The 19309-nt window shown below is 70.4% G+C and carries 13 protein-coding genes; 9 read left to right on the top strand and 4 right to left on the bottom strand.

The genetic code is table 11. The annotated features are described in order from the left end of the window. Positions 1-46: 46 nt before the first annotated feature. Positions 47-1066, bottom strand: a complete 1020-nt coding sequence (gene glnII / locus ABGB10_RS09740) for a glutamine synthetase (RefSeq protein WP_347660547.1) — start codon at positions 1064-1066, stop codon at positions 47-49. 64 nt (positions 1067-1130) lie between these two features. Continuing rightward, positions 1131-2816: a glutaminase A gene (gene glsA / locus ABGB10_RS09735; RefSeq protein WP_347660546.1), complete on the bottom strand. Its 1686-nt coding sequence runs from the start codon at positions 2814-2816 to the stop codon at positions 1131-1133. A 1070-nt stretch (positions 2817-3886) separates the two neighbouring features. Here glsA and ABGB10_RS09730 point away from each other — a divergent pair. Next, positions 3887-4132, top strand: coding sequence for a hypothetical protein (locus ABGB10_RS09730; RefSeq protein WP_347660545.1), 246 nt, complete (start codon positions 3887-3889; stop codon positions 4130-4132). 81 nt (positions 4133-4213) lie between these two features. On the opposite strand, the gene ABGB10_RS09725 is transcribed toward ABGB10_RS09730, so the two are convergent. Further along, complete coding sequence (locus tag ABGB10_RS09725; RefSeq protein ID WP_347660544.1) at positions 4214-5806, bottom strand: RICIN domain-containing protein; 1593 nt, start codon at positions 5804-5806, stop codon at positions 4214-4216. Between the two features lie 306 nt (positions 5807-6112). Here ABGB10_RS09725 and ABGB10_RS09720 point away from each other — a divergent pair, with 306 nt between their 5' ends. From ABGB10_RS09720 to ABGB10_RS09700, 5 genes are all read left to right on the top strand, one after another. Beyond that, positions 6113-7660, top strand: a complete 1548-nt coding sequence (locus ABGB10_RS09720) for a S8 family serine peptidase (RefSeq protein ID WP_347660543.1) — start codon at positions 6113-6115, stop codon at positions 7658-7660. 121 nt (positions 7661-7781) lie between these two features. Beyond that, entirely contained in the window at positions 7782-8405 is a 624-nt protein-coding gene (locus ABGB10_RS09715; protein ID WP_347660542.1) for a sigma-70 family RNA polymerase sigma factor, read from the top strand. A 71-nt stretch (positions 8406-8476) separates the two neighbouring features. Then, positions 8477-8893: a hypothetical protein gene (locus ABGB10_RS09710; protein WP_347660541.1), complete on the top strand. Its 417-nt coding sequence runs from the start codon at positions 8477-8479 to the stop codon at positions 8891-8893. A 35-nt stretch (positions 8894-8928) separates the two neighbouring features. After that, positions 8929-9159 (top strand): hypothetical protein, encoded by a 231-nt coding sequence (locus tag ABGB10_RS09705; RefSeq protein ID WP_347660540.1) that lies wholly within the window; start codon positions 8929-8931, stop codon positions 9157-9159. Further along, positions 9156-10601, top strand: coding sequence for a hypothetical protein (locus ABGB10_RS09700; protein ID WP_347660539.1), 1446 nt, complete (start codon positions 9156-9158; stop codon positions 10599-10601). Before ABGB10_RS09705 ends, ABGB10_RS09700 begins: the two co-directional genes overlap by 4 nt. On the opposite strand, the gene ABGB10_RS09695 is transcribed toward ABGB10_RS09700, so the two are convergent. Next, complete coding sequence (locus ABGB10_RS09695; RefSeq protein ID WP_347660538.1) at positions 10602-11618, bottom strand: CE1758 family FMN-dependent luciferase-like monooxygenase; 1017 nt, start codon at positions 11616-11618, stop codon at positions 10602-10604. 154 nt (positions 11619-11772) lie between these two features. Here ABGB10_RS09695 and ABGB10_RS09690 point away from each other — a divergent pair, with 154 nt between their 5' ends. Genes ABGB10_RS09690 through eccCb form a run of 3 tightly spaced genes read left to right on the top strand, consistent with a single transcriptional unit; the run spans position 11773 to position 19300 of the window. Continuing rightward, positions 11773-12558 (top strand): hypothetical protein, encoded by a 786-nt coding sequence (locus tag ABGB10_RS09690; RefSeq protein ID WP_347660537.1) that lies wholly within the window; start codon positions 11773-11775, stop codon positions 12556-12558. Then, positions 12548-15292 carry a right-handed parallel beta-helix repeat-containing protein gene (locus ABGB10_RS09685; protein WP_347660536.1) on the top strand — a complete coding sequence of 915 codons (2745 nt, stop codon included), beginning with the start codon at positions 12548-12550 and terminating at the stop codon, positions 15290-15292. Before ABGB10_RS09690 ends, ABGB10_RS09685 begins: the two co-directional genes overlap by 11 nt. A gap of 6 nt (positions 15293-15298) precedes the next feature. Beyond that, positions 15299-19300, top strand: a complete 4002-nt coding sequence (gene eccCb, locus ABGB10_RS09680; protein ID WP_347660535.1) for a type VII secretion protein EccCb — start codon at positions 15299-15301, stop codon at positions 19298-19300. Positions 19301-19309: the final 9 nt, after the last annotated feature.

Here is a 19309-nt window from a genome sequence, read left to right as displayed (position 1 = left end):
GAAAGCGGCGGCGGTTGGATGTCGTACGGAAAGAGGGCCGGCCGCCTCAGGCGAGGTCGGCGGCCACCAGGGCGGTGCAGCAGGTGTCGACGATGAGCCGGGTGACCGTGTAGGGGTCGACGTTGGCGTTGGGTCGACGGTCCTCGATGTAGCCCTTCTTGTCGATTTCCACCTGCCAGGGGATGCGGACGGAGGCGCCACGGTCGGAGACGCCGTAGCTGTACGCGCTCCAGGGCGCCGTCTCGTGTGCACCGGTCAGGCGGGCCTCGACGCCCGCGCCGTAGTTGCGGATGTGCTCCAGGGGCTTGTCGCCCCGGCCGAGGGCCTCGCAGGCCTCGATGATCGCCGCGTAGTTCTCTCGCATGGCGCTGGTGGAGAAGTTGGTGTGGGCGCCGGCGCCGTTCCAGTCACCCCGGGCGGGCTTGGGCTCCAGGGTGGCGGAAATGCCGAAGTCCTCCGCCGTGCGATGCAGGAGCCAGCGGGCGATCCAGAGCTGGTCGGAGACCTCCAGCGGCGACAGCGGGCCGACCTGGAACTCCCACTGGCCGGGCATGACCTCGGCGTTGATGCCGGAGATGGTCAGGCCCGCGGCCAGGCAGTTGTCCAGGTGCTTCTCGACCACGGCGCGGCCATAGATCTCGTCCGCGCCGACGCCGCAGTAGTAGCCACCCTGCGGGGCCGGGTAGCCGCCGTCGGGGAAGCCCAGCGGGCGGGAGCCCTTGAAGAACGTGTACTCCTGCTCGATGCCGAACAGCGGCTGCTGGGCCGCGAACCGCTCGGCCACCGGTCGCAGCTGGGCCCGTGTGTTCGACTCGTGCGGGGTGCCGTCGATGTTGAACACCTCGCACAGCACCAGCAGGTGCGCGCCGCCACGGATCGGGTCGGGGTAGGTGGCGACCGGCTCGAGGACCCGGTCGGAGCTGTGGCCCTCGGCCTGGTTGGTGCTGGAGCCGTCGAAGCCCCACGTGCCCGGCTCGGCGCCGTCGGCGATGATCTTCGTCTTCGACCGCAGCTTCGCGGTCGGCTCGGTGCCGTCGATCCAGATGTATTCAGCCTTGTACGCCATGTGTCTCTTTCTCCTGTGAGCGGGCCGGATGGCCCTCGAAATCGTGATCGGACGAACGGACGGCTCAGACCGCCGCGAGCGGCGCGTCCGTTCGCACGAGGTGGGTGTCTGCTGCCGGACTCTCGACGCCCAGCGCCGACGTGAGCAGCGTGACAACCGGGTTGTGGGCTCCCCGCTCGGCGTCGGAGAGCGGGGTGCCTCCCCAGCGGTCCCGCAGAGTTGGATCGGCCCCGCGGTCCAGGAGGTACTGGACCACGTCGAGGTTTCCCTCGGAAGCGGCCAGGTGCAGCGCGGTTCGTCGGTCGTAGTCGGCGGAGTTGGGATTCTTTCCCGCCGCCAGTGCGAGCCGGACGTACTCCAGATCACCGTGGCTTGCGGCCCACAGCAACCGTGTGGTCGACGCCACCTCCTCCTCGTTCCTCCCGCGCCGCGGGTCGCGTTTGCCGGATTCCTCGCCGGTGGCCAACGAGTCGTAGACGTGGAAGTTGAACCGGTTGACGAGTTCCTTGCAGAAGGCGACCCCCCGGACGGAGTTGCCCAGCGCGTCGAGGCGGGGCGACCAGACGCAGATGCCCATCACGCCGGGGACCACGATCATGAGTCCGCCGGAGACGCCGCTCTTCGCCGGCAGACCGATCGTGAAGGCGAACTCACCGGAGTAGTCGTACATCCCGCACGACGACATCAGGGACAGGCACTTGCGTACGGTGTCGGCGGAGAAGATCCGCTCCCGGGTGAGGGGATTGACGCCACCGTTGGCCAGCGAGGCGGCCACGACCGACAGCGACCGTGCGTCGACCTCGATGGAACAGCACTGGAAGTAGAACTCCAGCGTCTCGGTGAGATCAGTCCCGTCTGGAAAGGCATTGTGCTCGCGCATGAAGTAGCCGAGGGCGAAGTTTCGGTCCGCAGTGCGGCGTTCCGACAGGTAGACGGCATTGTTGAAACCAACCGCCTCGCCACCGGCCAGCTTTCGCCACGTCTCGGCGACGTGGTCGAAACGGTCGGCCATCTCCCAGCTGGGACGCAGCAGCGAGCAGCACATGATCGCCCCGGAATTGATCATCGGGTTGTGTGGGAGTCCCTCGTTGTTCAGCGTCAGTTCGTTGAACCCGCGCCCGCTGGGCTCGCGCCCCACGTGCTGGTGGACCTGTTCGGCACCGTGCTGTTCGAGCGCGAGGCAGTAGTTGATCGGCTTGCAGACCGACTGGACGCAGAACATGCTCTCCGCGTCTCCTGCCGCGAAGCGCTGCCCGTCGACGGTGCACAGCGCGATGCCGAACTTCTCAGGATCGACCCGGCCAAGCTGCGGGATGTAGTCGGCAACCTGGCCCTCGTCGGCGCCCCTGAGGCCCTCGTAGATCGCGAGGATCTCCATCCGCAGTGCGGCGAAGTCTGGAATGATGAAGTCTCCTCGCAGCGACTTCTCGATGACACCGCCACCGGTTTTGCACAACGCGGTAAAGCGGGCCAGATCGATTCGTGCCTGCGCCTCGACGCCTGGGGTGGAACGCAGCACGGCCCACACCTCGGCCGCACGCGGATCCGTCTCCAGGATTCCCGATGCGCGCAGCCGGTCGGAGAGCTCCGCCACCGCGATCGTGCCCTCGGGGTCGACGGTGAAGGACGCGAAAAGCTTCCCGTACTCGCTGGCGTCAAAATTGTCGATACCCAGGGTCTCGACGAGGCTGGGGGACCACGGCTGCTCGGTTCGGCGCGGTGCAGTTCTGGTCTTTCTGATCGGGGGCATGACGCAGCTCGACTACTCCGTAGAAGGTGATTTGAAAACGGTCGCCGGCGCGGTTTCCCGGCGAATCTTCCCGCTGCTGACCAGCGCGACCGGACGGGGTGCCGGTGAAATGAGCGGAGGGCGTGACGTTTGGGTGGGTTCTGCGGCGAAATCCGGTCGGCAACTTCGCACACTTCGAAAAGACTACGTAGGGCCAGTGCACAACCGCTTGATTCCAACTGACCAGAGGCTGGTCGCCGGGCCTGCGTTGAAATCGGTGCCGAGGTGCCCTGGTTTCTGGAGCTACGCCCGGCGGAAAATCGAAAATGGCCGAGGTCTTCTTGGAGGCAATGGGTCACCTCCGGCCCTTTCGTTTGCTCCCCCTCGTCGATATACCCAGAGACGGTGATGAAGGCCTAATCCGGGGTAAACGGTGTGACGGCCACCCGGGGGCGTTCTCAGGCCGGTACGCGAGCGGCGATCGCCGGTGCGAAGAGTGCAGCCCGTCGGTCGACAAGTTGGGTGGCGCGGAGGAACGCGGTGGCCAGCACCGGGTCCTGCTCCTTCAACCCGATCTACGGCCAGGGCGTGACCGTAGCCGCCCTGGAGGCAATCGGTTCCGCGGTGCGCATGGTGGTGGTGACGTCAGAACTGTGAGCGTCTCCGCGATCGCCAGCATCCCGTCGTCGATCGGCGGCACGCTGCCAAACCGGTTGCTGACGCAGACGATCCAGGTGTCGTTCTCCTGGGCGAGAACCAAGCCGCTGTGCAGATTGCCGGGGTAAGCGGTGGGGGCCGGACCTGAGCCTCGACCAGACGGCGCCCGCTGGCGTCGCCTACCAGATTCCCCTCACCGTGCAACGCCAGCCCGGCGCACCGACGGTAGCCGGAAACCGGCTCACCCGTCGACATCGTACGGCGACGGACAAACCTGGCAACCCGCCACGATACGAACGGCCGGTAACACCTGGACAGCCGAGGTCGAACACCCCAACCATGCCGGTTACGCATCGCTGCGCGCGACCGTCACCGCCCTGGACGGCGCACGCCCGACCTGCGGTAATTGGCAAACAGCGGAAGATGCGGTGTCGATGGCCCTGTCGAAGCTGTACGTTCGCTGGACAAAGACCACAAATCCGTACGCCTATGCCAGTCGCATGGTCATCCACGCCGTGATCGACGAGACCCGGTGCCCGTGGCGGCGTGAGCGGGCTTCCAGTCACGTCATCCCGGATCTTCCCGGGCCCGATCGTGCTGACTCTGTCGACGAACAGTTGCGGGTCCGGGCAGCGCTGACGCAGGTGCCCCGCGGCAAGGACCCGTTCGGCAGCGTCTGACTCGGGCGCACGCACCCGGTATTCGTCGCCTCCGGTGCTGCGCGGCCCCGGTCCGTGAAGGACCGGAGCCGCGCAGCGTCGTCACGGTATGAAGCTCCACAGTTGGTCGCGCTGGCCGGGGATGATGTCCCACTGCTCGACCCACTTGCCGTTCCAGGTGCCGTCCGAGACCGGCCCCAGATCGTCACCGAGAATGTCCAGCGTCTTGCCGGTCGCGTGATTGCGGACGTACCACTTGCCCCCGCCGGCCGCCTGCAGATACCACTGCTGCGACGGGTCCGATGGATTCAGCTTCACCTGGAGGATCTTCGCGCCGTTCCACGTTCCGCCGGATTCGAGGCCCAGCGCGTGACCGCTGAAGGCGTTCACGAAGACGATGTAGCCGGCGGCCGGGGCGGCCGTCACCGTCCAGTACTGGTCGGCCTGGTCCCTCTTCAGCCACAGCTGGACATGGGCGCCAACGCTCTTGTCGGCATCCCACTCCGGCAGCTCCGCCACCGAGTTGGTTCGGTCGTTGAGCAGTTTGTACTTCTGACCCACCCGGAGCCCGGAGACGGTCGCCGGTGGGGCGACGGCCGGGCTCGGCGAGGTGGTGGACGGACCCTGGCCCTGGGATCCGTCGCCGGCAGGGGGAACGGCGTCGGGACTGCCACCCGTCGGCGTCGGCGTCGGGCTCGGGCTCGCGGGCGTCGGCGAACTGCCGGGCTTGGCCGGGCCGCCGCCCAGCCGGGTGTCCTTCTCGTACGCGGAGACGTAGCGCGGCGCCGTGTCGGCGAGCTGGGGAACGTTCGCCCTGGGCACCCCACCGGCCGCGCGGACCGTCATGTCGCCCCACTGGAAGGCGGCGAGAGCGAGCCGGTACGGCTCGGCGCCGTTCAGGTCGGTCAGCTGTGCGCCCAGGTCGCACATGGCCATGCCGAGCGCCGGGATGGCGTCGTTCGGGTTCCACACCGAGGCCGACGCCGTCGCACGGTACTGGCTCCACAGCTCCGGGCTGAACTGGGCGATGCCCTGGTTACCCTCCGGCGACCGCAGGTTGGCGTCGAACTTCGAGGCCGCCATCAGTTGCGCCGCCACGAGTGGCGGGGTGACGGCCGGGCAGATCGAGCCGGCCTTGCGGATCGGGGCGACGTAGGCGGCCGGCACGGGGATCGGAGCCGACGGCGAGGCCTGCGTGGCCCTGGCGTCGATGCGGAACGGCTGCTGGTCGGCGTACCAACGCGCGTACGCCCCAAGGCGGTTGACGTGGACCCGGGCGGCGTCCGGAATGCCCTTGGCCTTGGTGACGGCCGTGAATCCGCTCTTGTCGGCAGCCATGGCCAGCGCCCACAGGTCGCCGGTGAGCCCGGCGGCCCGCAAGCGACCCACGGTGTCGCAGGTGTGATGGGCCAGGGCGTAGATGTTGGCCTCGCTGTCCGCCCGGTTCGCGTTCTTGGCAGGACGCCATAGCTTCCAGTCGTCGTCGTTGAGGCCGGCGACGCCCCGGCTGTCACCTATGTTGAAGCCCGACGCCATCATGATCTGGGCGGCCAGACGGGATGGGTTCAACGTCGGGCACGACAGGGACGCCGCGACGATCGTCTCGGACAGCGCGGGCGGCACCGGCGTGCCGGCCACCGCCTCCGCGGCCACCGCTGCGGGACCATCACCCGCCATCGGCAGAACACCAGCCATGAGGGTAAGGACACTCAACCCGGCGATAGCCGCGTGTCGGCGGCCCAGTCGGGACAACTGCCATCGGTTGGGTCGAGGACTTCGGCTGAACGGAGTCACTGCTACACACCTTCACGCCACGGTGGTACGGGTCGACGAGGAAACGGCCCGACACGGACGCCGGTTCACGCTTCCGCGACGTCGTCGAGAAAATCCGCCGGGATCGTGAACCGGCGGATAGCCCGCCCCGTCTGGCTGGCGTGGCCGACCGGCGTGCCGGCCGGACGGCCGCGCGGAGATGCCGGCGGCGACGACGAAGGTGATTCCATGTCCTGCAACACCCGCTCGGGCGGACGCGTCGGCTTGGTCGCCGTGCTGGTTCTGGCGCTGCTCGGGCTCACCGCTCAGGCGGCGTTGGCCGCCGACGAGAACGTGAAGTACTACACGGTGACCACGTCGTACGGCGGAAAGCCGGAGAACCTCACCGAGATCGCCGACCGGTTCCTGGGCAGCGGCTCCCGATCGTCGGAGATCTTCAACCTGAACACCGGTCGGAAGCAGCCCGACGGCCAGGCCCTGACCGATCCGGCGAAGCTGAACCCGGGTTGGCTGCTGATCCTGCCGTGGGACGCGGTCGGTGCCGGTGTGCAGCACGGTGTGCTCGGGGACAAGTCACCCGCGACGATGCCGCCGCCCGGTCCGAGGCCGCAGTCCTCGCCGTCCCCCGGCACGACGAAGCCCAGCAAGGGCACGACACCGCCCGGTCCGGCGACGAACCCCGGCCAGACCCCCAAGCCGGGTACGAAACCGAAGCCGGGCCAGTGCGCGACCGCCTCGACGTCATCCTCCAAGTCGAACTGGGCCACCCTTCGCCTCGCACCGGACCAGGCGTGGCCCACGAGTAAGGGCAACGGTCAACTGGTCGCCGTGGTCGACTCCGGCGTCGACGGCAGCCTGCCGCAGTTGGCCGGCCATGTCTCGGAGGGGATGGACATCATCGCCGGGTCGGGTCGGGGCGACACCGACTGCCTGGGAACCGGAACCGGGATGGCCGGACTCATCGTGAGCCAGGACCGGGGGTCGAGCGGCATCGCTCCCGATGCCACGGTCATGCCGGTCCGGATCACCGACGCCGCCGGCAAGGCCCGCGCCGAGGACAGCGCGTCGGCGATCACGGCGGCGGCCGAGGCGGGCGCGACGGTGATCGCGCTCGGGTCACACGTCGACACCAACGACGCCGGCGTCATCGCGGCGATCAACGGCGCGGTGGGCAAGGACGTCGTCGTGGTGGCGTGCTCCTCGTTGGCCTCGGTGGCGCAGAACGCCAAGACAGCCCCCGGCCTGCTGCGGGTCGGCGGCATCGGCATGGACGGGCAGTGGGCGGCGGACTACCACCTCGGCGGTATCGACGTGGTGGCGCCCGGTGTCAACATCACCGAGCTCGGCATCACCGGCACCGGCTCGTCGGCGCGTTCGGGCACCCAGTACGCGGTGGCGTTCGTGGCCGGCGCCGCGGCGCTGGTGCGGGCCGCGTACCCGGATCTGACGGCGCAGCAGGTGGCCCACCGGATCGAGGCGACCGCGCAGAAGATGGGTGTTGGCAAGGTGCCCGACGCCCGGTACGGCTACGGCCTGATCGACTTGGCGGCGTCGGTGACCAAACGGCTGCCGGAGGAGGTCACCAAGGCCAACGTCGGTGGCACGCCGTCGAGCGGCGGTGGGATGACCGACGGTCGTACGACTCTGCTGGTGGTCGTGACCCTTCTGGCGCTGGCCGCGGCCGTGATGCTGGTCCTGCGTGTGCGGCGGCTGTTGCGCGAAGACCGTACCCAGGACGAGGACTCCTTCACCGAACCCAGCCCGGCCCGGGGCTGATCCAGGGGGTCGGACGTCCCCGTCGGGACCCGACGGACGTCCCCTTTTGGGGACGTCCGTCGGTGTGCAACAACGTCATGACACGTGTGGTGATCGCTGGCATGGTGGCCGGGTGCCACATATGTCCTCAGGTCTCCGTGGCCCGGACGAACCCGAGGTCGCCCAGATCGTCCCGTACCAGGCGGCGGCCGTAACCGATGAGAGCGACGAAGAAGCACTGCGACACCTGGAGCAGGTCCACGGACCGGTGTTGCTCAGCTTCCTGACCCGGCTGACGCGCGGCGACGTCCACCGCGCCCAGGACATCGTCCAAGAGGTGCTGCTGAGAGCGTGGCGGCACCCCGGTGCCCGCAACGCGGACGGGCGCTGGAGTCGGGGTTGGCTCCTCACCGTGGCCAAGCGCATCCTCATCGACCAGCTTCGCGCCGCGAACGTTCGCCCCGACGAGCGTTCCGACGAGTTCATCGACACGTACGCGGGCGCGGGTGACGCTTTCGAACAGATGATCGACGCGCACGAGGTGCGGGAGGCACTCAACTCGCTTCCGGAGCGGCTGCGGGTCACCCTCGTCGAGGTGTACTTCCAGGAACGGTCCGTGGCCGAGGTCGCCGAACTGCTGGCCGTCCCGCCGGGCACCGTGAAGTCGCGGAGCTTCTACGGGCTCAAGGCGCTCCGTGAGGCGCTGATCGCCCGAGGATTCGTGTTTCGGCCGACAACGAATGGATTAATGTCCGACGAACCGTGAACCGCCACCGTCGCCACGCCGTCTGGTGAGCGCAGGCTCCTCCCGGACGTTCTAGCCGCATAGAGTGGATCATGAAGAAGCGTGCAAAGCTGCGGCGCGTGTGGCACCGCCTCCTGGCGACCAGACGCGGACATGCCGAGATGGGTGCCTTCGGGCTCTCCGTGAGTTCCGAGGACAAGTTGTGGAAGAGCGCATCGTCCCCGCGGCCCGGCTACGTCACGAACGCGTACGACGGGCTGAAGTTCGGGCGCGCCGAGGATGCCCCGCTACGACTGTTCACTGCGCGTCCGGACCGGCAGTCGAAGCTCAACAACGCCGGTGGCGGCACGGCATGGATCGCCAACCGGAGCTCTGGCAAGGTCCTGGGGATCGACGGGGCGGACCAGGCCCCGTCCGGCAGGAACTCCACCTGGAACGGAGTTCCGGTCAACTGGTCGGGCAAGCTGACGGCGCAGCAGGACCAGAGGCGGCGGCTGCTCGGTTCCTGAGACGGGAAGCTGGGCGGAGAAGAGGGGCGGACAGCGTGCGGGGCGCCCACATCGAGGAGGAGCGAATCGCCCTCCACTACCTGGGTGCGCTCGACCCCGGTCGGAGTGAGCTGATCCACCGCCACCTTCAGGTGTGCGCGCGCTGCCGGGCCCTCGCCGACGAAATCGTCGAGACGGTCGCAGCGTTGGCCCTGCTCGGCGTACCAGGCGAAGCAGCCGTCAGCGGCGAGGATAGCGACCCGTCCGCCCGGCCGGGTGGCCGATGAGCGGCGGAGCCGACGACCCGCACGTCACCGAACTGCTCACCCTGTACTACCTCGACGCGCTCGACCGGGTGGAGGGGCGGCTGGTGGCGACGCACCTCGGCGACTGCACCGACTGCCGGGGCGCGGCCGAGACCGTGATCGAGACGATCGCGGTGCTGGCACTGCTGCCCGAGAAGGATCGGGAGGAGTTGCTCGACAACTTCGGCGCACTGAACCGCGCCGGCCCACCCCCGGCGCGGTTCGTCGAGTTCCTCGCCCACCAACCGGAGCCGGAGCCCACTTCGGGTCTGCGTCGTCGACGTCAGGATCGGGGCGGACGCGTGGCCTCCAGGGCCGCCAAGCCCGAAGTCGCCAGATCCGAAGCTCCCAGTTCCGACACTCGTGCGCCGGAGGCGCCGCAGCCGCTCGAACCGGTGACCCCGCCACCGGTCACCCGGCCGCTGGTCGCACGCCCGCTCACCACGTCACCGCCCGCGCCGGCACGCACCGCCTCGCCGTCGCCACTCGTCCCACCGGTGGCCTCCCCGGCTGCTCGGCCGCCGTCCCCGCTGCCGGTCGCGCCGTCGTCCGGGCTGCCGTCGTCCGGGCCGCCCGCCTCCGCTGTGCCGTCGTCCGCTCCCGTCGTGGCGAAGCCCGTTGGACAGCAGGCCGTTACGCCTCCGCCAGCGGTTCCACCCCCGGCGGCCACCCCAGCCCCGTCCTCGCCGGCCTCGGCCCCGGCCCCGGCCGCACCGGTGCCTCGCGTCGTGCCACGGCCGGCCGCGAACGTGTCGGTCGTGGCCGGTCCGCCCCGACGGTCGTCCGAGGCGCTGGCCTCCGAGCCGATCGTTCCGACCGCTGAGCACCCGCGCCGGACCCGGCCGGCCAATCGGGAGGAGCCGGGTCGCAGACCAGCCGGACCGCTTCGGACCCAAGGGCCTCCGGTTGCGGCCGTCTCCACCGCCCCGGCGGTGGTACGGAATGACCGCCGCCGCCCCGGCGGGGAGGCCCAGGTCGAGCGCCGCGCCGTACCGAGACGGCGTCGACGTGGTGCGGTGGTAAGGGCCGGGATGATGCTCACGACCGCGCTGGCGGTGGCCGGCCTGGCCATCGGGGCCCTGGTGCAGCACGTCGATCGGATCACGCCGCCGCTCGCGGCGACCGTGACCGCCGTGGCGGCCGACTCGGCCACGGGCGCCTCGCTGTCCGTGGTGGCCACCGGGCAGGGCGACGGCGTGGACGTCCGGGCCGCCGTCGACGGTCTGAAGAAGGGCACCGGCTATCGGCTGATGGCGGCCACGTCGGACGGCCGTGTGTGGCGCGTACTGAGCTGGGAGGCCGACGATACGACGCAGAACGTCAGCGGTCACCTGGCGGTGCCGCTGGAGTCGGTGGCGTCGTTCACCGTGGCCCGGGCAGGCGGCGGCGCGGTCGTCACCGCGGATGTCCCGCCGCGCGGGTGACTACGTCCGCGTGAGCGCGGGTGCCTCACGCCGCAGGACGGGTAGCACCTCCGCGCCGAGGATGTCGAGCTGCTCCCGGACGACCCGCAGGGGCAGCCCGGCGTGATCGATGAGGAACAGTTGGCGCTGGTAGTCACCGGCGTACTCGCGGAAGCCGAGCACCCGGTCGATGATCTGCTGCGGGCTGCCCACGGTGAGCGGGGTCGTCGCGGTGTACTCCTCCAGCGACGGACCCCCGCCGTAGACGGGTGACCTGTCGAAGTAGGGGCGGAACTCGTCGACCGCGTCCTGCGAGCGGGGACGGACGAAGACCTGGCCGCCGAGTCCGACCACGGCGGGGCCCTTGCCGTGTACGACGCTCCGCTCCCGGTAGTACGCGATGAGCCGACGGGTGTGCTCTGCCGGCCAGAAGATGTGGTTGGCGAAGAAGCCGTCGCCGTACCGGGCAGCCTCCTCGGCGGTCTCCTCGCTGGTGACCGCCGCGTGCCACACGTACGGCGGAGTGCCGTCGAGTGGGCGCGGCAGCGTGGTGTGACCGTGCAGCGGCGTCCGGAAGGTACCGGACCAGTGCACGTCCTCGGTACGCCAGAGCTTATGCAGCAGGGCGTAGTTCTCCGCCGCGAGGGCGTGCGAGTCGCGGATCTCGTGGCCGAACAGTGGATAGGCCGAGCGGGAGGCGCCCCGGCCGAGCATCACGTCGAGCCGTCCTCCGGAGAGGTGCTGCAACGCCGCGTAGTCCTCGGCCAGCCGAGCGGGGTCGTTCGTGGTGATCAGAGTGGTGGCCGTGGACAGCAGCAGTCGCGACGTCCGGGCCGCCACGTATCCGAGCAGCGCCACCGGTGACGAGGTCACGTACGCGCCGGTGTGGTGCTCGCCGACGGCGAACACGTCGAAGCCGGCCGCCTCGGCGTGCTCGGCGATGACAGCGATGGCTCGCAGCCGCTCGTGCTCACCCACCGTCCGCCCCTGCGCCGGGTCCGGGGTGAGGTCACCCACGCTGTACACACCGAACTGCATCCGACCTCCCGGTATCCGCCCGACGACCCCTATAGAACGGGCTCCTGGGTCACCCGGTTCACCCGCCGGGCTTGGTCGCCCGCAAATTCACCACGAACTCGTGAACCGGGACGGTCGGCCACCCGTCTGGTGAACGGGAATCTTGGAGGTGACCGTGGCTGAGCCGTCCCGCGCCCCCACCGTGGTGATGCCCGAACCGCAGGGTTCGGGGCCGGCAGCCGCGATCAGTTGGCGTCAGGAGTTCGTCCGCGCCTACGTCGAGCATGCTGGTGACCGCCCGGCCAGCGAGCGGCTCACGGTGCGCTGGCCCACGCTGGTCACCGTGTCCGCCCTGGTGTGCGTGGGCGCCCTGGTGGTCGGCATCTTCTGGAGCCTGGTCAAGCCACTACCGGACAAACCTCCGGCCCAGGCCGCCCCACCCAACGGAGTGCTCGCCTCGGGTGCGCCCTCCACCTGGAGCATGGTGGCCGGCTGGGACTGCGTCGCGGCGCAGGATCACGGATTCGAGGCGGCCGGACGCACCGCCGAGTGGCGCACGGTCGGCACCGGCGGTTGGAACGGCGACAACTGCCACGGCACGTACGCGACCGTGCCGCCACCCGCGAAGCAGACCAAGCAGACTAAGGCCGGCGTCGAGTCGGCGACCTGGTGGTTCGCGCCGCCGAAGGGCATGAACACCTGCGCCGTCTCGGTCTACGTACCCGAGGGGGACTACAACCCCGCCGACCGGGTCCGGTACGCCATGACGCCGGGGCGTGGCGGAACCCCGTACGCCAACTTCACCTTCGACCAGAAGGCGCACGCCGGCACCTGGGCGCCGGCCGGCACGTTCCCGGTGCACCAGAACAAGATCGCGATCGCTCTCGACCTGGCCGGCAGCGCCGGGGCCAAGGGCAGCCGGATCGCGCTCGGCCAGATGAAGGTGGCCTGTGAGACCTGATACCGAAACCCTCGCCCCGATCCCGGCGACGGGCCGGGTGGAACGAGTCTCCACCCGGGGGTGGGGTCGGCACCGGACCATTGGTGCGGCGGTTCGTGCCGCCCGGGAGGACACCCTCATCGTGGTGGCCCCGGGCGTCTACCGCGAACAGGTCGTCCTGGACCGGCCGGTCACCCTTCTCGTCGAGGAAGGGGGCACCGCCGAGCTGACCGGCACCGAAGGTCCGGCGCTCGTCGTCCGTGGGGGCGCGGCGACCGTACGCGGGCTCGCCGTCTCCGGTACCCGTCCCGGCCAGGTCGCGATAAGCGTGACCGGCGGCTCGCTGACCCTGGAGGCGGCCGTCGTCAGCGGTGGGACCGTCGAGGTGTCCGGTGGAGCGGCGGCGGTGCTGCGGCAGTGCGCGGTGCAGGACGTCGCCGGTGTGGGCGTGACGGCGACGGACGGCGCGCGGCTGACCGCCGTCGACGTGCGGTTGGACCGGGTGGACGGCAACGGCGTCGTGCTGGCCGGGTCGGCGCGCGGCGACCTGGTGGGCGTTCACCTCGACTCGATCACCGGGGCCGGACTGGTCGCCGGAGGCACCGCCACGGCCGTACTCGATCGGTGTGAGCTGGGCCGGGTCGGCGCGGTCGGCGTCGCGATCACCGAGGGGGCCACGGCCCGACTGACCGACTGTGTGGTGCAGGACATCGCGGCCGACGGTGTGCGGGTGACCGGCAGCGCACCCTTCGACGCGGCCTGGTGGCCGGCGGTCAAACCCGGCATGCTGGCCGACGCCCAGGTCGGTGATCCCGGAAGTGGTGGTGTCACCCTCCACCGGTGCCGGATCAGCCGCACCGAGGCGGCGGGACTGCTGATCGAGGGCTCTCCCGAGGTCCGCGTCGACGACACCGACGTGGAGCGGGCCGGGTCGGCGGGGATCCTCGCGACCGGGCAGAGCCGGGTCGCGCTGCACGACGTTCGCGTGGGCCACACCGGGCAGACCGCCCTCGCGGTCCGCGACGAGGCCGAGGTACGCGGCTTCTCCGGCGCGCTCACCGACTCGGGCGCGAACGGCGTGTACGCGGCCGGCGGGCGGGTGCTGCTGCGCGACTGTGAGATCCGCGGTAGTGCTCTGACCGCGGTCCACCTGGTCGGCGCGACCGAGGCGACGCTCGTCGACTGCGTGGTGGCGGGTACGCCCGAGATCGGCGTCCGGGCCGGCGAGCGGGTTCTGCTGCAGGTGCGGGGCGGGGTCGTCGAGGACGCCGAGCACCACGCGGTGCACGTCGACGGCGCGGCCGATGCCATCCTGCGCGAGGTGACCGTCACCGGCGGCGCGATTGGCGTACACCTCGACACCCCGCACCGACCGCTGGTGGAGGACTGCCGGATCAGCTCGGCTGTGCAGACCGGCATCGAGGTCGCGGCGGGCTGCGCCCCGACGGTGCTGCGGACCAGGGTGGACGGTTGTGGCGCGGCCGGTGTGTTCCTCGGCGAGGAGTCCCGCGCGGTGCTGGAGGGGTGCGAGATCACCGAGGTTGGCGGCAGCGGACTGGCCGTCTGGGCCGGAGCGGCGCCCGTCATCCGCGACCTGAAGCTGAGTCACTGCAAGAAGAACGGCCTTTACTTCGGGCCGGACGCGCACGGCCTGGTCATCGACGTCGACGTGTCGCACACCGCGTACCCGTCCGTCTACGTGGGCGCGGACGCGGACCCGACCCTGCTGCGCTGCCACGTGCACGACGCCGACGAGGACGTCAGCCAGGCCGACGGCGGCCAAGCGACCTTCCAGGACTGCTGGAGCACCGACGTCGGCAGCGCCACCTGGGGATCCACCCCGGCCGAGCGTGCCACCGTGTCCGTGTCGGTGCTGCCCGCGGGTAGGCCCCGGACGTCCGGCGCGAAGGCCAACCCGGTCGCCTCGGAGGCCGACCTGGATGGCCTGCTTGCCCAACTCGCCGCCCTGGTCGGGCTCACCGGCGTCAAGAAGGACGTCAAGACCATGGTCAAGCTGATGCAGATGGTCCAGCGGCGACGCGAGGCCGGGCTGTCACCGCCGCCGATGTCCCGCCATCTGATCTTCGCCGGCAACCCGGGCACCGGAAAGACCACGGTCGCCCGCCTCTACGGCCAACTGCTGGCGGCCATGGGCATGCTCGCCAGCGGCCACCTCGTCGAGGTCGACCGCGGCCAACTGGTCGGCGAGTACGTCGGGCACACCGCGCCCAAGACGGAGGCCGCGTTCCGGCGTGCGTTCGGCGGCGTGCTCTTCATCGACGAGGCGTACGCGTTGGTGCCGGAGGGGCAGGGCTCCGACTTCGGCCAGGAGGCCATCTCCACGCTGGTCAAGCTCATGGAGGACCACCGCGCCGAGGTGGTGGTCATCGTGGCCGGCTACCCCGACCAGATGCGGCACTTCATCGCCGCCAACCCGGGTCTGTCGTCGCGGTTCTCCCGGACGTTGACGTTCGACGACTACAGCTCGGACGAGCTGGTCGAGATCGTCGATGCGCAGGCCGGGGAGCACGACTACCGGCTGTCACCGGCCGCCCGGTCGGCGCTGCGATCCTTCTTCGACGCCACCGGGCGGGGTGAGGGGTTCGGCAACGGACGGTTCGCCCGCAAAGTGTTCCAGCAGATGACCGAGCAGCACGCGGCCCGGGTGTTCGAGCTGATCAACCCGACCGACGAACACCTCAGCACGTTGGAGGCGGACGACCTTGCCGGCATCGACGTCGACTTCCGGGAGTGACCTCGGGTGACAAAGCTCGCCTTCCACCGCCCGGCGCGGGTCCTGCAACCCGAACTGCCGAACGACACCGTCGTCCTGCCCACCCCGCCCGAGCCGCCCACCGAGAACTCGTCGAACACGGCGTGGAGCCTCGTCCTGCCGCTGCTTTCCAGCGTCGGCATGGCCGCGTACATGGTCACGTTCGGGCGACCCGCGCTGATCATCATCGGCGTTCTCTTCTTCGTGACGTCCGTCGGCGCGGTCGTCGCCATGCGGATGCAGCAGCGCAGCGTGGCCGGTAAGACCACTCGACGCCAGCGGCTGCGCTACCGGGGCCACCTCAAACTGTCGCGGGACCGGGCCCGGGAGGTGTCCGCCGTGCAACGGACGGTGGCGGCGTTCGGCAATCCCGAGCCGGCCCGGCTCTGGTCGATCGCCACCACTCGGCAGCGGATCTGGGAACGCCGCCAGCAGGATGACGACTTCCTGCGTACGCGGCTCGGCTGCGGCTCGGTGCGGCTCGCCACCCCGTTGCAGATGGACGCCAAGATGGACCCGCTGGCCGACTACGACTGGGAGTCGGCGCAGGCCGCACGCACCCTCATCGACCAGATGGGCCGGGTGGAGCGTCAGCCGATGGTCGTCGACGTCGGCAACGCCGGGGTGATCAGCCTCGTCGGCGGCGCCGCCCGTACCGAGCCGCTGCTGCGCGCCCTGCTCTGCCAGGTGGCCGTGCTGCACGCTCCCGACGACGTCACCATCGCCGTCGAGACGTCCGGCGCTCCCAGGTGGAACTGGGCCAAGTGGCTGCCGCACACGTTCGAGCCCAAGGCCCGCGGTGAAGCGGGCACCGTGTCGCTGGTCGCGCCCGACCCGGAGCTGCTGGGTCCGTACCTGACGCAGGAATTGGCCCAGCGGATCGAGGCCCAGACCGCGCGCCGGTCCCAACTCACCGCCGAGCGTGGTGTCGTGCCTCGGCAGCGTCGGCTCATCGTGGCGTTCACCGGATTCGCACCCGTCTCCGAGTGGGGACGCTCCGAGCTGATGAACGCGCTGCTGCTGGCGGCCGGACCGCAGACCGGGCTCACGCTGATCTTCCTGGCCGACCGGGACGCCGACGAGCCCGGTCGTGTCGACCTGCGGGTACGCGTCGACGACAGCGGTTACCTGGCAGTCGAGGGTCGCCCCGAGCTGGTCGCCACGCCGGCGGTCGACTGCGTGCCGGACGCGGTGACCCCCGAGTTCGCCGAACTGATCGCCCGCGCGCTGGCACCGCTACGGCTGTCCGACGAGCGCGAGCAGGTGCTGACCCGGGTCAGGTCGCTGACCGAGATGGTCCTCGGCGCCGACCCGGTGAGCGCGGACCTGACCGGTCGGTGGGTCGCACCGGGAGACCCGCGGATGCTGCGGGCGCCGATCGGCACCGACGGCGACGGTCGGACCGTCGTGCTCGACATCAAGGAATCGGCACAGGGCGGGTCCGGACCGCACGGGCTCATCGTGGGGGCGACCGGCTCCGGTAAGAGCGAGCTGCTGCGAACCCTGACCATGGGCCTGGCGCTGACCCACTCGCCGGAGCTGCTGAGCTTCGTACTCGTCGACTTCAAGGGCGGCGCCGCGTTCGCCCCGCTGGTCGGACTGCCACACGTCGCCGGGTTGATCACCAACCTGGCCGACGACGCAGCGATGATCGACCGGGTGCTCGCCGCGCTCATGGGCGAGCAGCAACGACGTCAGCGCATGCTGCGCGACGCGGGCAACGTGGACACCATCCGCGAGTACCAGATGCGCCGCGCCAGCGGTGTCACCGACCCGCAGGGCCGACTCCTGGAGCCCTTGCCCTACCTGCTCATCGTCGTGGACGAGTTCGGTGAACTGCTCGCCGGCCGACCCGACTTCACCGAGCTGTTCGTCCAGATCGGACGCGTCGGCCGTTCACTCGGCATGCACCTGCTCCTCGCTACCCAGCGACTGGAGGAGGGGCGACTGCGCGGGCTCGACTCGCACCTGTCGTACCGGATCTGCCTGCGCACCTTCAGCGCGGCCGAGTCGCGGTCGGTGATCGGGACGCCGGACGCGTACAAGCTGCCGCCGATTCCGGGCTCCGCGTACCTGAAGGTCGACGAGTCGATCTACCAGCGGCTACGGGTGGCCCATGTCTCCTCGCCGTTCGTCAGCCCCGAGGCGCGGGACGCGGCCGCCGGCCGGCACGGCCCGACGCTGGCGCCGTTCGGGATTCGTACGGCGTCCGAGGTCGTCGAGCGGGAACCCGACGAGAACCAGGTCCCCGCGCGCAGCGGCCCCACCGAGTTGCAGATCATCGTCGAGCGGCTCAGTTCGCTGACCGCGCCCGCCCACCAGGTATGGCTGCCGCCGCTGCCGCCCGCGCTCGCCCTCGACCACCTCATCGGCCGCCCCGCCGAGGAGCAGGGTCGGGGGTACGCCGCCCGCATGTGGCCGCTGACCGGTCAACTGTCCGTGGCGCTGGGCCTGCTCGACCTGCCGCTGAGGCAGGAACACGAGACCCTGCTCATGGACTTCGGCGGGGCACACGGTCACCTCGCCGTCGTCGGCGCTCCGCGCACCGGCCGGAGCACCCTGCTGCGCACGATCATGATGTCGACGATGCTCACCCACACCCCGAACGAGGCGCAGTTCTACTGCATCGACTTCGGCGGGGGCACCCTGCACCCGTTCGCGGCGGCGCCGCACGTCGGTTCGGTCGCCGGACGCACCGACCTCGAACTGGTGAGCCGCACCCTCGCCGAGATGCGGTCGCTGATCGTCGAACGGGAGCGCCTGCTGCGCGAGCTGGGCGTCGACTCGATCGTGGACTTCCGGGAACGCCGCGCCGCCGGTGACCTCCCCGGCGGTTTACGCGCCGCCGACATCTTCCTGCTCATCGACAACTGGGGCGCCCTGCGCGCCGAATTCGAGGGAGCCGAGCAGATCGTCACCGAGATCGCCGCCCGCGGCCTCGGCGCCGGCGTGCACCTCGTGCTCACCACCGGCCGCTGGAACGACATCCGCCCGGCCCTGCGCGACAGCATCGGCACCCGCATCGAGCTGCGCCTCAACGATCCCACCGAATCCGAGGTCAACCGGCGGATGGCTGCCCGGGTGCCGTCCGGGACCGCCGGCCGAGGGCTGAGCGCTCCCGGCGCCTACTTCCAGATCGTGCTGCCCCGCCTCGACGGGCAGGACACCGCCGAGGGCCTGCGCGAGGCCCAGGATGAGACGATCGGAAAGATCACGGCAGGATGGACCGGCCGGGTGGCACCCCCGGTCAAGCTGCTCCCCCACCGCGTAGAGGTGCGCGAGCTCGCCACCGACCCCACCAGCGACGCCGTCCCCATCGGTCTCGCAGAGGACGATCTGGGCACGGTCACCCTCGACCTGCTGGGGGACAACCCCCACTTCCTGGTGTACGGCGACGCCGGTTCGGGCAAGACCACGCTCCTCCGGACGTGGCTCACCGGGCTCACCGAGCGCTCCTCCCCGTACGACATACGGGTGGTCCTCTTCGACTACCGGCACACCCTGCTCGACGTCGTACCCGAGGACTACCTCGGTGCTTACGCGGGCGACGCCACCACCGCGCAGGTGTACGTGCAGCAGGTCGTCGAGAAGCTCAAGGAGCGCGTACCGCCGCCGGGCATCAGCCAGGCCCAGCTCAAGGCCCGCGACTGGTGGGAGGGCACTGAGTTGTACGTCGTCGCCGACGACTACGACCTGCTCACCGGCGCGTCCGGCCCGCTCAACCCGCTGGCCGCGTTCATCCCGCAGGCCCGCGAGGTCGGCCTGCACGTCGTCCTGGCCCGGCGGGTCGCCGGCATCAGCCGCACCATGGGCGATCCGCTCGCCGCCCGCATCCGCGACATGGGTACCGGCGGGCTGATCCTCTCCGGCGACCACCGCGAAGGGGTGGTGCTCGGCGACGAACGTGCAGCCCAGCGTCCACCCGGCCGGGGCGTCCTGGTCGAGCGGGGCCGTCCCCGCCGGCTCATCCAGGTCGCCACGAGCGCCTGACCACCCGTA

It is taken from the genome of Micromonospora sp. B9E7 (genome assembly GCF_039871815.1).
Lineage (GTDB): Bacteria > Actinomycetota > Actinomycetes > Mycobacteriales > Micromonosporaceae > Micromonospora.
This window is presented reverse-complemented; position numbering and strand designations above follow the sequence as displayed.

Excerpts from the sequence above, each read along its gene's own strand:
- glnII (WP_347660547.1), bottom strand. The coding sequence starts at position 1,066 with ATGGCGTACAAGGCTGAATACATCTGGATCGACGGCACCGAGCCGACC.
- glsA (WP_347660546.1), bottom strand. The coding sequence starts at position 2,816 with ATGCCCCCGATCAGAAAGACCAGAACTGCACCGCGCCGAACCGAGCAG.
- ABGB10_RS09730 (WP_347660545.1), top strand. The coding sequence starts at position 3,887 with ATGGCCCTGTCGAAGCTGTACGTTCGCTGGACAAAGACCACAAATCCG.
- ABGB10_RS09725 (WP_347660544.1), bottom strand. The coding sequence starts at position 5,806 with ATGGCTGGTGTTCTGCCGATGGCGGGTGATGGTCCCGCAGCGGTGGCC.
- ABGB10_RS09720 (WP_347660543.1), top strand. The coding sequence starts at position 6,113 with ATGTCCTGCAACACCCGCTCGGGCGGACGCGTCGGCTTGGTCGCCGTG.
- ABGB10_RS09715 (WP_347660542.1), top strand. The coding sequence starts at position 7,782 with ATGTCCTCAGGTCTCCGTGGCCCGGACGAACCCGAGGTCGCCCAGATC.
- ABGB10_RS09710 (WP_347660541.1), top strand. The coding sequence starts at position 8,477 with ATGAAGAAGCGTGCAAAGCTGCGGCGCGTGTGGCACCGCCTCCTGGCG.
- ABGB10_RS09700 (WP_347660539.1), top strand. The coding sequence starts at position 9,156 with ATGAGCGGCGGAGCCGACGACCCGCACGTCACCGAACTGCTCACCCTG.
- ABGB10_RS09695 (WP_347660538.1), bottom strand. The coding sequence starts at position 11,618 with ATGCAGTTCGGTGTGTACAGCGTGGGTGACCTCACCCCGGACCCGGCG.